The 15,086-nt window shown below is 36.0% G+C and carries 12 protein-coding genes; 7 read left to right on the top strand and 5 right to left on the bottom strand.

The annotated features are described in order from the left end of the window. Positions 1-5: 5 nt before the first annotated feature. The 4 genes from AC2IOM_RS16275 to AC2IOM_RS16260 all read left to right on the top strand — a co-directional run bounded on the left by AC2IOM_RS16275 (position 6) and on the right by AC2IOM_RS16260 (position 6,836). Positions 6-3,446, top strand: a complete 3,441-nt coding sequence (locus AC2IOM_RS16275) for an ATP-binding protein (RefSeq protein WP_486360437.1) — start codon at positions 6-8, stop codon at positions 3,444-3,446. A 103-nt stretch (positions 3,447-3,549) separates the two neighbouring features. Then, positions 3,550-4,467 (top strand): GGDEF domain-containing response regulator, encoded by a 918-nt coding sequence (locus AC2IOM_RS16270; RefSeq protein ID WP_486360436.1) that lies wholly within the window; start codon positions 3,550-3,552, stop codon positions 4,465-4,467. A 414-nt stretch (positions 4,468-4,881) separates the two neighbouring features. Then, positions 4,882-5,874, top strand: a complete 993-nt coding sequence (locus AC2IOM_RS16265) for an ABC transporter substrate-binding protein (RefSeq protein ID WP_486360435.1) — start codon at positions 4,882-4,884, stop codon at positions 5,872-5,874. Between the two features lie 158 nt (positions 5,875-6,032). Then, complete coding sequence (locus AC2IOM_RS16260) at positions 6,033-6,836, top strand: substrate-binding periplasmic protein (RefSeq protein WP_486360434.1); 804 nt, start codon at positions 6,033-6,035, stop codon at positions 6,834-6,836. A 675-nt stretch (positions 6,837-7,511) separates the two neighbouring features. Here the strand turns inward: AC2IOM_RS16260 and AC2IOM_RS16255 are convergent. Together AC2IOM_RS16255 and AC2IOM_RS16250 are read right to left on the bottom strand one after the other, a co-directional pair. Beyond that, a complete protein-coding gene (locus AC2IOM_RS16255; RefSeq protein WP_486360433.1) occupies positions 7,512-7,889 on the bottom strand; it encodes a hypothetical protein in 378 nt (125 codons plus the stop codon). After that, complete coding sequence (locus tag AC2IOM_RS16250) at positions 7,886-8,203, bottom strand: monooxygenase (RefSeq protein ID WP_486360432.1); 318 nt, start codon at positions 8,201-8,203, stop codon at positions 7,886-7,888. Before AC2IOM_RS16250 ends, AC2IOM_RS16255 begins: the two co-directional genes overlap by 4 nt. A 136-nt stretch (positions 8,204-8,339) precedes the next feature. Here AC2IOM_RS16250 and AC2IOM_RS16245 point away from each other — a divergent pair, with 136 nt between their 5' ends. Next, positions 8,340-9,236, top strand: a complete 897-nt coding sequence (locus AC2IOM_RS16245) for a LysR family transcriptional regulator (protein WP_486360431.1) — start codon at positions 8,340-8,342, stop codon at positions 9,234-9,236. Positions 9,237-9,539: 303 nt separating this feature from the next. Here AC2IOM_RS16245 and AC2IOM_RS16240 read toward each other — a convergent pair whose 3' ends face one another. After that, positions 9,540-9,872, bottom strand: a complete 333-nt coding sequence (locus tag AC2IOM_RS16240) for a DUF1330 domain-containing protein (RefSeq protein WP_212751795.1) — start codon at positions 9,870-9,872, stop codon at positions 9,540-9,542. Positions 9,873-10,312: 440 nt separating this feature from the next. Then, positions 10,313-11,104 (bottom strand): hypothetical protein, encoded by a 792-nt coding sequence (locus AC2IOM_RS16235; protein ID WP_486360430.1) that lies wholly within the window; start codon positions 11,102-11,104, stop codon positions 10,313-10,315. A gap of 721 nt (positions 11,105-11,825) precedes the next feature. Between AC2IOM_RS16235 and AC2IOM_RS16230 the strand changes: the two genes are divergently transcribed. Continuing rightward, a complete protein-coding gene (locus AC2IOM_RS16230) occupies positions 11,826-12,302 on the top strand; it encodes a low molecular weight protein-tyrosine-phosphatase (protein WP_486360429.1) in 477 nt (158 codons plus the stop codon). 310 nt (positions 12,303-12,612) lie between these two features. Here AC2IOM_RS16230 and AC2IOM_RS16225 read toward each other — a convergent pair whose 3' ends face one another. Beyond that, complete coding sequence (locus AC2IOM_RS16225; RefSeq protein WP_486360428.1) at positions 12,613-13,623, bottom strand: GGDEF domain-containing protein; 1,011 nt, start codon at positions 13,621-13,623, stop codon at positions 12,613-12,615. A gap of 492 nt (positions 13,624-14,115) precedes the next feature. Between AC2IOM_RS16225 and AC2IOM_RS16220 the strand changes: the two genes are divergently transcribed. Continuing rightward, a complete protein-coding gene (locus tag AC2IOM_RS16220) occupies positions 14,116-15,063 on the top strand; it encodes a polyprenyl-phosphate transporter (RefSeq protein WP_394225680.1) in 948 nt (315 codons plus the stop codon). The last annotated feature ends 23 nt before the right edge of the window (positions 15,064-15,086 follow it).

Genomic DNA, 15,086 nt, shown 5'->3' with positions numbered 1-15,086 from the left:
ATAAAATGAAAAATAAACCACATAACCATATAGTTTTGTCGCAAAAATCACTCATTCTTGTTGTTGTACTCGTAGTTAGTTTTTTGTCTTTGGCAGTCTACATATTTGAAGCCCAAATTACGTCAAACACTTTACGAGAGTTAAATAATAGCCTTTCAGAAAATAGTCAGCTATTAGAAACGACGCTTCAGTCGTCTATAAAGCGTTCAAAAGCAAATCTTAGATTTTTACATGCCACACCACCAATTTCAGGACTTCCTCGAGCACATTTTAATGGAAATATTGATCCTTTTGATGGTACTACGTTTGCACAGTGGAAAAATAGATTAGAAACAATTTTTGTAGGCTTTATGCAAAACAATCCTACAATCACTCAACTAAGAGTTATTGAAGTGAGTTCAAATGGTAAAGAGCTCATAAGAGTAGATAAAAATGGGTCGAAGATAGCCCCTGTGAGAGATTTTCAGCTACAGAGCAAAAGTAGTGAGCCATATTTTTTACCGAGCTCTCAACTTGAAGTTAACCAGATATATACATCGCTAATATCACTTAATAAAGAGCACAATGAAGTGATATTCCCTTACCAACCAACAATTCGTTTCTCCATACCAATCTATAGTGAAAATGGTAAGCGCTACGCTTTTTTGATTATGAATATAGATGCTAGTCAATTGTTAAGGGACTTAAATGACAATACATTGAACTATGCTGATTTGGTTATTACTGGACCTGATGGGGATGTAGTTTATCATCCTAATGAGTCATTCTTGTTTTCTAAAGATTTAGGGACAGAAATAAACTGGAAGTCTTTGTATAAACAGTCGATTAAGTATGACACGCTACAGTTTTCTGAATCGAATTTATTCAATATGGAACCTTCTTATTCTTACTCCCAAAAAGTACAAATACGAAATGGTCAAGAAAGAGGTTTTTTTAGCCTTAGTGTTACTGTCGAACAGCCGTATCTAAACGCACAAATTAATGAGCGTCGATATGCGACATATGGAGTGTTGGTTGCAATCGTCATATTTTCAGCCGTGTTGATTATGTTTTTCCATAGGAATTCACTGCGAAATAAAATTCTAGCGGAAACCAGGCGTGAAGCGGAAGCAATAGTTGATGGCGCTATTGATGCAATAATCGGGTTTGACCTTGACGGAAATGTTTCAAGCTTAAACCTAGCAGCGGAGTATTTATGTAAAACAACTAAAGGGATGAGTATCGGACAGCACTTTTCTAATGTGAATATTCTCAAAGAGTTACCGATAGTAAGGTACATAAGTGAAGCTAAAGATAATTCACATATACTCAGGGATGAGTATTCATCTGAACCTGATGAAAATAAAAATTACTATGCTATTACTGTCAGTCCTTTATTTTCCGAAAGTAGTAAAATTATAGGTATTTCATTAATAATTAGAGATATTAGTAATGAAAAATCAGCAGAAGAAAAAGTTAAACGCTTGAATTATGATTTGGAGGCTAAAGTTCGAGAGAGAACAAAAGAGCTTGCAACAGCAAAAGATATGGCGGTAAAAAACAACAATATCAAAAATGCATTTATATCAAACATAACCCATCAATTAATTACACCGCTAAATGGCATAATTGGCCCATTAAATATACTAAAACGTGAGCCCTTATCAAAAGACGCTATGAAATTAACTGAGATGATAGAGTCTAGCGCTGAGAATCTCAACCTTTATATTAATGACATTTTGGACTTGTCGAAAATTGAAGCTGGGAAATTAGAGTTAAATTATAAGGTAGTACCGTTAAAAACTTTAATTGAAAATTTAATTGAGTCCTTATCAGTGAAAGTGTTTTCCAAAGGGCTAGAGATTTATCTTGATACTACAGAGTTGAAGTGTGGTGTTGTAAAAACAGATCCTATAAGACTGACGCAAATTATTGATAATTTGATTAGCAACGCTGTTAAGTTTACTGAAGATGGTAGTATAGAAGTTAAGGCATCGACCGTTGCCACTGACGATAATAGTTACAAGCTAATAATTGAAATAAGTGATACTGGTATAGGCATAGACTATAAAAAGAAAAAAGATATATTTAACCGGTTTAATAATGGACAAAATCTTTCTGACTCTAACGGAGAGGGCGCTGGCTTAGGACTTTCAATATGCAAGCAATTATGTCAAAAGATGGGGGGCGATATTAATTGTGTATCTACTCGTAATGTTGGTAGTATATTCTCATTTTTCATTAGTGTAGAAAATCAAGACGAAACAGAAACACCAAATGCTGCATGCTTTGATTCACAAAATATTTTAATTGTTAGTGATATTGAAAAAACTAAAGAGTCTTTACGTCATTTACTCAACTTTGAGGGAGCTTTTGTTCACGAGTCTTCTGGTCACGATGTTCATTTGAATATGCATAAAAGCTACGATTATATATTTTTTGATAAAGAGTCTTTTGATCTAGCTAAGTCGGAGGAAATACTCAAAAAAACATCAATAAACGTTAATCCTGAGAATATTATCATTCTAAATAGGCCTGGTGCTCCTTTAAGCAAGAACTTAGTCGATTTATATACTGTGGTTAATAAACCGCTTACGCAAAGCAAGCTAAAAATGGTTAGTGGTGGTGGGGTATGCGATGAAAGCATTGCCCAGCCTTCTATACCTCACGACGCAACAGAAACAGTCTCACAATCAATTCTTGATAAATTATCTGGCAGCAAAGTACTAATCGTTGATGATAATGACATAAATATTGAAGTGGTAAAAGATGCTCTCTCAACTCTACCAATAGAAATCTATGTAGCTAACAATGGAGTAGATGCAATAGCACAATTGAAACAAAGCGGCTTAAATGAGGTGCCAATTTGTTGCGTATTGATGGATTGTCAAATGCCCGAATTGAATGGATATGAGACTTGTGAAAAAGTTAGGGCAGGTGAAGCAGGTAAAGAATTTACTAATATTCCTATTATTGCCATGACTGCAAATGCTATGAAGGGTGAGAGGGAAAAGTGTTTATTAGTAGGAATGAACGACTACCTTAGTAAACCATTAAGCTCAACTCAAGTGTTGGAAAAAACAATAGAGTGGTCATTATCTAATTTCAACAATGAAGTTAAGGTTAATAATACTCAGGGTAGCCAACTATGGGATAGAGATAGCGCACTGAAGCGTCTTCTAAATAAAGAAGATTTATTATTCAAGATTTGTAAAATGTTTTCTGTGAAAGCATTAGGACGATTTAAAGAACTTTGTGATGCCATAATGCAAAAAGATCAGGAACTTTCTCGACAGTTAGCACATTCACTAAAAGGAATGTGTGGTGAAATAAGTGCTAATGGTCTTCGAGAGCTTTTCTCAGAAATTGAAATAAAAGCGAGCCAAGGCAATTTTGAATGCAACAATGAACTGGAAGAAATAGGGGAATCATTACCAAAGTTAGTCCATACTTTACAAGAGTTGTAAATTAAACGTATTGTAGACTATTAATTTCAATATTCATTTCATGATGTAGATAATACTGAAGAGCGAATGTTTTCTGAAATCTTATAATCGAAACGGAGTATTCGTGCCACTTGATTTAAAGCCTTTATCAGATTCAAAAATTCTTGTTGTTGATGACGACTTACTCATGAGAAAAGTCATGGGTACTATTTTGAAAGATATCTGCAATGTAGACGTTTTGTCAGATAGCACTCAAGTTATGGACTATTGTATATCAGGAGTTCCTCCTGACTTAATATTACTTGATGTTCACATGCCAAAGATAAATGGTTTGGAAGTTTGTAAGCAGCTTAGAGAATTAAAAGCTATGAATGATGTTCCAATTATTTTTGTTACTGCAAGCGTCGAAGTGAAATCGCAGAATGAGTGTTGGGAAGCTGGAGGCAGCGACTTTATAAGTAAACCTATTGCGCCATCGACTCTTGTTCATAGAGTTAAAGCACATTTGCTCAACAAGGCAAGATTAGAGCAGTTACAAAAGCTAACCTATAAAGATTCGTTAACAGGTTTGTATAATCGACATTATTTAAATGAACATTCCGAAGCGATAGTTAAACAAGTAAAGAGGTTAAATGAGTCGATTGGTTTTTTAATGTTGGACTTGGACTTTTTTAAGCGCTTTAATGATTTATATGGACATCAGGCAGGAGATGAGTGTCTCAGAGATGCAGCTGATGCAATAGTTGAATCGTTGAAAAGACCTCAAGATGTTGCTGTGCGATATGGGGGAGAAGAGTTTCTGATAATTCTCCCATATACTGATTTAACGGGTCTTCAACATGTTGCAGAAAATATCCTATCGAATATTAAAAAGAAAAATATAAAACATGCAGAAAGCCCATTTGAATATGTGTCTTTTAGTATTGGTGGTGCATTATCGCATACTAAAATTTGTGAATATTCTTTAGAATCAATGATAAAAATTGCAGATGAAAACCTTTACGAAGCAAAACGTTTAGGTAAAAATCAGTTTGTCATATGAAATAATTAGGATATTTAGTTAATTGACGAGAGCCTTTCGCAAGCACGTGAAGCTGTCAGAAATTAATCTCTTGTGCTACTACGTGATGTTAGTTGAAAAAAAGGACTAGCGTTTCTTGGTTTAATTAGTAGTAGTTTTACCACACAAATCGAGCAAACATTTCATTTTTTGCATACATCGTATTTGTAAGTTTTCTTCAATCACTCCTTTCTGAATATTTTCTAAAACACTAGACTAAAGATATTTAGGATTGAGTTATTTTCTAGATGCTTTTGATAATATGTATGACTTTCACGACTAAACAGGATTAATACTCTCACAACTTATCTAAATTTAGTCTATTGAATTATTTTAAATCTAAAAAGTACTTCATTTATAGCAAAATTCATTTTATTGCCTCATTGTTGGGGAAAAGTGGCGTATAGTATCGTAAACAATGAATTGCTGAATTTTAAAGGATTGAAAATTTTGAATAGGATGGTTTTAAGTTTCATTTTTGTTTTAGTAACATTTTATAGCGTTGACTTGTATGCAGATAAGTCGATACACATTCCATTGAACAAATGGTCAAGTCAGCGAGTGTTATCTAAAGCTGTGGGAAAAGTTATTAGCGACTCAGGCACTCCGGTAGAGTACGTTGAGATAAATGTAGAGGACCAGTGGGGAGCTTTGAGGCGTGGCGCAATTCATTTTCAATTAGAGGTCTGGGAGCCATCAATGAAAAAGGCTTTCAATCATCTAGTAGCACAAAACGAAATAATTGATTTGGGTACTCATAAAGCAACAGTGATAGAAGATTGGTGGTATCCTGAATATGTTGAAAAATACTGTCCGTCGTTACCAGTGTGGACTTCACTCAATGAGTGTATTGATTTGTTCAAGGAAAAACCATCAGATAATAAAGGGGTTTACCATGGTGGCCCTTGGAATTATGGTGATGCTGATATTATTCGTGCGTTAAATATTAATTTCAAAATTAATCGGTTACAGACAGGGTTAGAGCTTTGGCACGAATTAGCACAAGCGATACACAAAGAAAAACCTATTGTATTGTTAAACTGGAGCCCAAATTGGACTGATAAATATGCACATGGAAAGTTCATTCAATTTCCGGAGTATGAAGAAGAATGTGAAATAAATCCAGAATGGGGATTAAATAAAAAGTACGTAAAAGACTGTGCTAATCGAAAGAATGGCTGGCTAAAAAAAGCGGCGTCAAAATCATTGAAAGAAAACTATCACTGTATTTTTCAGTTTATTAAACAGGTCAACTTTTCTAAAGAGATGATTATAGAAGCTTCATCTTTGGTTGTTATTAACAAGTTAAACCTAGAAGAGGCGGCTGAGCAATGGATTGCCTCTAATTCGTCAGCGATAGAAGTTTGGCGCTCAAACACTTGCATGTAATTATTAGTCAGCTTGATGTGTTATAGCTTCTCCGTCGTACAGTTGCTATGACTTTGTTATGTTGTCGCTTAAAAATACGATTGTGAAGTTGGTCAATTTACAATAATTAAGAATAAACTAGTATTAATTTAAAACGAACAAAACAGACTCAAATACTGATGGTAGTCACAAATAAGCTTTTACTTATATCGATAGTATTTTTCACGATATTTTCTCCATCTCAAATAGCCATTGCTAGCGGTTCTAAATGCCAGAGTATTAGTATATCAGCCCATCCGAATTACCCTCCTTTTCATTGGAAAGAGCAGGATACACTAGTTGGCGCTTCGATTGATATCAGTCGAAGCATCTTTCAAAATTTGGGATTGGATGTAAAAGTTAGCTATGAAGGCCCTTGGAAGAGAGTGCTTATGTCCATCAAGCAAGAAAAAATCGACTTCATACCTGCGTTAAAAAAAACATCAGATAGGCTGCAGTACCTCGAATTCACTCAAAACGAATTCGCAACAAATCCAGTCGCAATTTTTGTAAAAAAAAGCAAGGCGCTAGTACCCAAATCGTTTAAAGACTTAATTGGGTTATATGGCAGTGTGAATGCTGGTGACAAACACGGTGATAAAGTCGATTCATTTGTATCAAGTCAATCTAATATGCAATTTATTCATGGACTATCACAAAACTTTGAAATGTTAATTCTCGGTAGAACAGACTATTTTATAACAGGATTTTACACAGGCTACGACTTCTTGAAAGCCAACAAGTTGGATAGTCATGTTGAGGTCGCTTTTAAAATAAATGGGCTTAAAATACATAACGGGTTTACGCATCAGTACGCAAAAGAGTGCCAAAGAATTGTAAAAGAATTCGATAAGCAGTTGTCACTTCTAAGGCAAAGCGGAGAAATAGAAAAAAGTATCAACAATTATCATAATGCTTGGTTAGAAGGGGCGAAAAAACTATAAGTTTAATGATAGCCAAAACCCTTGCTTAAGAGTGCTTATTAAATTGCCGATATGTACGAGTACTATTGTCAATTGAGATTGATGGTATGCACTATATGTTGTGTTTTTAGTTGTGATGAATAAGTGGAAAGTTATCAGGCAACTTGTCTCTTCAAAAACTGTTAAACACTCTTAATAAAAGAATCATAGTTACAAAAAATAGATCGCGGAAGTGTGCAATCCTGCTAATTTTTCTGTGTCGGGCAGATGCAGTGGCGCTTTTAACTTGGATAAAAAGGGAAATAATTGGGCTGTTTTCTATACTGAGATAGGTTGTGATTCTAAGTTTATCTTTTGGTTCGATATATGTCTTCAACTATGTGGTTACGCAGCATCATTGACACATAGTTGGGGTCTACAGAAAAAGAGTCTGAGCTAGTACAGCTAATTAGAAATGATACTCCCGCGTCCTAAAAGGAAACCACTTTACCGTGAACACACTTTTCTTAAAGGGTGTTAAGAACGTTTGGACCACTTGCTGTAAATTGTAGTAGCTCATATCTGATCTTACAGTTTCTATGTGTAGGTTTGGACTTAATCTGACAGGCAGCTATGAGCGAAGAACGGTCGTTCATTTTTTTTTACCACTCAATAGCGAGAGCATACAAAGCTCACGCTTGATTTAAGTGATAAAATCTAACTTTTATATTTTTTGAGTTGCCAATAGCTTAGTAATGTTAATACCGTGAAGAAAGCAGGATCGCTCCAACCAAACCCAACAAATATTCCTGTTATTCCTGCGTAACTTGTAATTATGATTCCAAGTAAGTTAGTAATTATCAGGGCCTTAAGGATTTGTTTAACGGCTTCACCATCGTTAATATTTCTAAAGAGTAAACTAACCGCACCTAATCCACCTAAAAATATACTTGTATGTTGTGATAAAAAATATGCGTATTTATCGTTTATCTCTACACCATACATAGGCCAAACCTGTGTAGGTAAAAAGAACAATACCAAAGCAAAAACGAAGTAAATGCTGCCATGTAATGTTAAAAATGCTCTATTATTCATACGGTTTCTCCTTTAAATACGGGACCTTTATTAATTTTGGTCAATGGTAAGTTTATGTCAAAAACTATTCCCCTAACGTTAGGTATTCCCATGCCCTTTAGGCGAGCTGTATGCATTTCTAGATATGACTTCGCACTGACCTCATCTTCAAAGAGGTAAATGCCACCCCCTAGTTTATCTGATTCATTTTCAGTCCAGATTTTCCATATTAAGCCTTCTTCCTGATTAATTGACTCTGCTAAGCCAACAAGGGCTTTCGACATTTCTTCACCCAAAGCACCTTGATATTCAAAATCAACTTGTAATAGTTTCATCGTGTAGTCTCCAAATATAACGCTTTAAGCGCTGTGTTATGCATTAAATTTATTATTCACTACAAAATTTACATATTAAAGTTCATAATATTGTCAATAACTGTAGAAAAAACTGACAGGTAATAGTGTATTGAGATTGAAAAGTACGCTGGAGCAATGGATTACACTACAAGAAGTGGATAAATCTGGCAGCATCCAAGCAGCCGCTACATCACTAAATAAAAGCCATACTACTCTAATCTACTCAATAAAAAAGCTAGAGGCCCAATTGGGCATAAAGCTACTGGAGATAAGTGGACGTAGGGCAATACTTACCAAACATGCTAAGTCCTTACTCAGAAGGGCTGAAAGCATGGTAGAACAAGCTAGAGATTTAGAGGAAATGAGCCAACAACTGTCTGTTGGTGTCGAATCAGAAATAACCATAGCTGTGGATCATTTATGTGACCCTACGTTACTTTATAAGCCAATGAAAGAGTTTCTAAAAGCTAACACGACTACATCTATTCAGGTTGTCGAAACATCGCTGTCGAAAACCTCTGAAATGGTTACTAGTGAGGAGGCTGATATAGCTATTATTACTTTGCCAGTGACGAATTATCCCGCACAGGTGTTCTCTCTAACCACGATGATTCCTGTAGTATCTACCACCCACCCGCTTGCCGCTCTAGACTATGTATGTATTCAAGATTTGGCAATTCATAGTCAAATCGTTATCCGAGATTTAGGTAGCGTTTCATCTAACGTCGAGGGAAAAAATGTTGGCTGGTTAAAAGCAAATCAAAGAATTACTGTTGATAACTTTGATCATGCATTTAGAGCCACTGAGCAAGGATTAGGGTTCTGTCGTCTGCCTGAACATATAATAAGGAAAAGAAATGGTGAAAAGCTTAAAATTATCAAGATAGAGCAAAATGAAAAATACCAAGTGCCTATACATATTACTTTACCTAAACGGAGTAAAACAGGATTCGCAGCCAAGACTTTTTATGAAATGTTACTTCGAGATACCTATGCCCCTGAACATAAATAGTGGAAAAAGACATATAATTATAGAAACTTATGTCCGTTACTGGCACAAAGCGGAAGTAAGCCTCTGAATTTCATTATGTATCAGGCAGTAATGAGCTAGTACAACTAAGATTAAACTGGTCGAATTCTACCTGTTTTAGTTTGTGTCGCTCGTTTGTTCCTAATGGCCTGTCAGGTTAAATTCAAATCTATTTAACTAAATTGTTAGAAAAGATATGAGGTAACACAAATTACTTATCAAGTTAAACTTGGAAGTTTTTCTATCCAACTCTTTAATTACGGCATGTGAATTAAATAGCCTAGTTTAGGTTACATTACTTAAATGAAGTATTACTAAGTTTTCCATCGCTTTTTCATCTCTTATTTTCTTTAATGGAGCATACTCTGGTGATGCTAACCATTGCTCCGCATCTTCTAAAGAAGGCCACTGTTGAATCACACTAACATCGGCATTAATTTCGCCAGTTAATGGTGTCACTTGCTTATTAACAGCAATAGTTTTTCCGCCGTATTTTTCAACAGTAGCGCTTACTTGTTTTGCATATATAGAAAATGCTTGCTGATCTTTAATTGAAAATTGAATATATATAAATACATAGATTCCTCTTTTAGAGCGAATAGCGTTAATGTTTCTCAACCCGCTAGATAAAACCGTCAGAAAAGATGAAAGCGATTAGTGTTACATCGCTTTCATCTACTCGATATTGAAATTTAACTTTTTTGTTTCGTTATTTAGCAGCAACGTGATGAACTTAAAGCAAAGATTCATCAACTTCGTCATGAATTGCTTGCAAAAGGGTTGATAGAAACACATGAATGGCCGTTGGATAACTAGCCGTGATCGCAAATAATTGTTTAAGATACAAGTTAAACCAATGTTTGCTATACTTCAATAAATTCGTCTTTCCCTAATTTAGCAAAAGTGCTAATTCAGAAATGTCCATTAACTGTTTAGTATGGTTCTTAACCCGCTATTGGATTATGAACAAATAAAAGGATTGGTTAATATTTTTGTAGATGGACGCTCTGTTTCTTTAGAAAACGCCCACAGTGTGGTGAATACTTGTTAAGTAAAGATTACTTTTCGCCTTGATCTAAGATTTCCTTTGCTTGATAAACTTGACTCTGTAACTCTTCAAATAAATCTTCAGGGTGCTCGGAATATATTTCGTTATCTATCTCATCTTTCAAGAATGTTGCAATTACCTTTCTAATCTCAAATTCATTACTAGCATAATTGAGGATCGGCTTACCATCATAAATTATATGTTCAATTTCATAGTGATCGGTTGGTAACTGATATATTTCGGAACTCAAAGGGCTATCGGATTCAGTTCGCATAGTAGTGTTATCTTCACTATTAATCGAAATGTACAGTTCTTCAATACAGTCAGATTTTGCCATTTCTTCAACTATGTATGCCTTTAATTTTTCCCAACCAATCTTTGAAATACAATCACCGATCAAAAGAAAATCAGGACTTGGAAAAAACTCGCTTTCATGAATCTCTATTGGTCCATGAACCGATTTACTTTCAAAGTCAATTTCAAGGGCTAATACAAACCCACGCTTGGATATGTAAGGAAGCGGAGATACGGAAGAAACAGCATCTCTGAATTCTGTATGTAACTTATGACCATTTAAACCTGAAAGTTCAGTCAATCTAGAGTTAAACCTCTGGTTAGCCTCACTTGTAGTATTTAACAGGTATTTAATACCGTCTAATTTAGCTTTGAAATGTGCATCAGTGTTGAATGACTGAGAACAAGCGATAGCTTCATAGATATGTTGATTTTTAAAATCTGTGGGGAGTGAACGTTTTATTACTTTAGCAATTTCTTTAACATCGCTTCTACCGTTAATAATCATAGATTTACCCTATTTATTTTATTAGGTATTACGTGATGCCACCATTTTATTTTAAAGTCGTAATACCAAAATAGATAAATTTGTTTTATTACAATAGACAATTAAAAAGGTTTCTAGACGATGACTAACTATGGCACCTGAGCCGCCATCTATAATACCTAATAAGGCAAGGTTTGCAACAACTACTTTTTAGCGTGAGATACGTTAAGTCTACTATGTTTGGATAAAAATGATTTAGTACAACCGTCTCTTGAGCGCTTAATGATGCTTATCAGCTTAAAAATAAGTTAATTCTCCTAAGCTGTAAGTTCAGATATGAGCTACTATATTTTAACTATGTAAAACAAATCATGTTAATCAGAATTAAAGTGATATTATCTTTTTAGTTCTAAAGCTTATCTATCTTCTCATTCTCAAAGTCCACTTTTTGGCTTTGAGCAATCCCTCGCCTAATAGGTCCCCAGCTTTACACGTCTCTTAAACTTGTCAAAAGCAACGTATCTGGTTATCTAAGTCACCATTTATTCGTTTCACATATAAAAAATTAAATCAGCTTAATCACAATTTCGTGCACTCATTTCACTTGTTTACTATTACAAAAAATTGGAGGTTTTTCTCCTAGGATTCTCCTAATATATTCCCCACAAAAAATGTAACCTATTGATAGCTAAAGATATGTTATGATAGGTGTAACAAGTGTCTAAAACTGGGGCAAGTTATTGTGAGTAAAGGGAAAAATAGACCTTTTCGAGTACTAGTCGTATGCATGGGTAATATTTGCCGTTCGCCTACGGGTGAGGCGGTGCTTAAAGCTAAGGCGATTGATGCGGGTATAGCTTTAGAAGTGGATTCGGCAGGTACTATTGCGTATCACGCTGGAGAGCGCTCAGATCTTAGGTCACGTGCTGCCGGCGAGGCGCGTGGTTATGATTTTTCATCAATTCGTGCGCGACAAGTGACGGCTAATGATTTTGAATACTTCGATGAGATTCTTTGTGCGGATAAGCAAAATTTGGCGGACTTACAAGCAATTTGCCCAAAGCAGAGTCAATATAAACTGAAACTGTTTTTAAGTTACGGTGATAACGAGGTTGATGAAATTCCAGACCCTTATTATGGCGGTGACCACGGTTTTGAGAGGGTACTCGATCTGATTGAACATGCCAGCATTGCTTTTTTACAACAGCTAAAACAATAACTTTTAATGCGTACTAAGTGCAGTGTGTGCCAAATAGCATGGTGTTTGGTTGTGAAAGTTTGAGTAAAACTTGAAATGAGTTTAGTTAAGCGCTGATAGAAATTAAGTGCTCTGTCGTGGCACCTTAGGTGCCACGGTCTGTTGCTCTGAATGAGTTCAGTTAACCTAATCTCATGAGCTATTGTTACCACGTTGCTTTAACAAACAGCAATTCATCAGAGGTTTTACGTAGTCGTTTTAGTATAAGTCAGCTCTTAGTTTTTAATCGTAGTTAAGCTGTATTTAACGTGAAGTTGGTGTAATAGCACTTCTAGCAAAGGGTAATTACACAATTTCGACCTGCATTTTTTGCCTGATAAACCGCGACATCAGCCTTTTTAATTGTATCTTCAATAGAATGTTCTAACGCCATTTCTGCAACACCAAAACTAGCGGTAAGCTTTATTATTCGTTGTTCGTGCTGAATTACCATATTTTCAATGGTTACTCTCAGTCTTTCAGCGAGTTGGCTTGCTTGTTGTTCGCCAGTGTAGGGCAAAATAATAATAAATTCTTCGCCGCCGTATCGACATAAACAATCTTCCAAGCGTAATTGGTTTTGACACGTTCTAGCAAATTGTGAAAGTACGATGTCGCCGGCTTTGTGGCCAAATTCGTCGTTAATATGCTTAAAATGATCTAGGTCGATCATGATAAGTGAAAGCGGTGTTTGCATGCGGTATTGCGAATTTTTAGCACTTTGCACGCGTTCATTAAAATAGCGTCTGTTTTTGAGGCCTGTTAGCGCATCAACAAACACCAGTTCGCTTAGTTTGTTTTGTAATTTTAGTGTTTCAAGCGCCATAAGTCGCCGACTGCAGCTATCAGCCAGTGATTCGGCATATACAATATCTTCGTTGCTCCAGCAGTGAGGGCTTTTTGTTTTACAGCTGATCACCCCTTGCGCTTTACCATTGTGAAAAATAACTGTATCTAATATTGTGTTAGCCACGTTATCAGACTGGTCATTGTGGGTACTTTGCAGCTGGTGATTTGCCATAATGGTTTCACCTTTGAACATGCGTTCAAAGTAGTCTGGGTGTTGTGCGATATCTAAATTGGGTATTGTTTGCACATCAATTTCGCAACTGCTGGCAACGCAATGTAAATATTCAGCCGAATCAATGTCATTGATTAGCCAAACAGTTATTTGATCGACACATAAAAAGTGACAGCCTTCAGATAGTAAATCGGTTAATAAACTATCTAAATTTGATGCTTCATTAATCGTTAATGAGCTAACGCGACGCAGTCGCTGTCTTGCTTGTTGGGGGGTAAGCATATACATCCGCCTATTTAAACCTGTACCTCCCTGCACCTTAGTGTTTTCCTTTACTACTATAGTAGTGGTTTTACCAGTGATGCTTTTGATTTAGCGCAATAATTTTTAGGGTCTGTTGATCTTTGCTGTTCTATTTTTGTTCTCTTTGAGCGTGCTTTTATCGCGGCGCTCGATGTGTGGCCTAGCAATCTAAGCGAATATCGAGCAACAATGAGAAAAGTGCGCTCAAAAGAACCGTTCGGCAGCGCTTGATTGGCTTTTCTACTGTGTTATCGGCTGACTCACATAGAATAACTATGTCACGCAGCCTCTGCCTTGTATAAACCCCAATCAAACTGCTGCAAAAACGAACTTGAAAGGTCAACAGACCCTAGATTTTCGGTACGCAAAATTCAATAGATTTCATGTTATTGGGTAATAACTCACGATAGTATTCTGCTGCGACTTACCCTAATATACGCTTAGTTTTTAATTATGGAGAACATTAAGGTTATGTCACAGCACAAAGATACGCTGAGAGACTATGTAATGACCTTTTTAAAAGGTGCTGGAATGGGCGCGGCTGATGTAGTTCCCGGTGTTTCAGGGGGAACTATCGCATTTATTACTGGTATATACGAACGCTTGTTAAGCGCAATACGTAGCGTTAACTTAACTGCGTTTAAGGTGTTAAAGGAAAATGGAATAAAAGCATTATGGCAACATATTGATGGTAATTTTTTGGTTGCTGTTTTCGGTGGTTTAGCATTAAGTGCGCTTTCTTTGGCGAAAGTAATCACCTATTTATTAGCTAATCATCAAACGTTTGTTTGGTCTTTCTTTTTCGGATTAATTATCGCGTCTTTCCTACATATCGCAAAACAGCTTGAGAATTGGGATATAAAAACCGTTATTGCATGTATTATCGGAACCTTAATTGCCTTTACAATTACTTCACTGGCGCCAGCAGAGGCCAATGCAAGCTGGTGGTATTATTTTGTCGCAGGGGCAATTGCCATTTGCGCGATGATCTTACCTGGTATTTCTGGCAGTTTTATTTTGTTGTTGTTAGGTATGTACGGCCATGTATTAAGCGCGGTTACCTCTTTTGATTTACCGCTAATCGGTTTATTTTTAGCGGGTTGTGTTGTTGGCTTAATGACATTTTCGCACTTTTTAGGCTGGCTGTTAGCCCGTTTTAGAGACGTAACTTTTGCTTTACTGGCTGGTTTTTTATTTGGCTCACTAAATTTATTGTGGCCTTGGAAACAAGTGGTAACGACTTATACCAATTCAAAAGGTATTGAAAAGCCACTTAGCCAAACGAATATCGGGCCGGAAACATACCACACACTGACGGGGCAAGATCCGCAAACCTTAATTTGTTTTGCGTTGGCAATGGCTGGTTTGGGCTTAATTTTAGCGATTGAGAAGTTAACAGCAGATAAGCCAAAAGGCTAGGTTAATTAACTGATTTTAAAATT

It is taken from the genome of Pseudoalteromonas sp. NS-SX12 (assembly GCF_057367955.1).
Note: the sequence above shows the minus strand (reverse complement) of the source record. Positions and strands in the feature narration are given on the sequence as shown.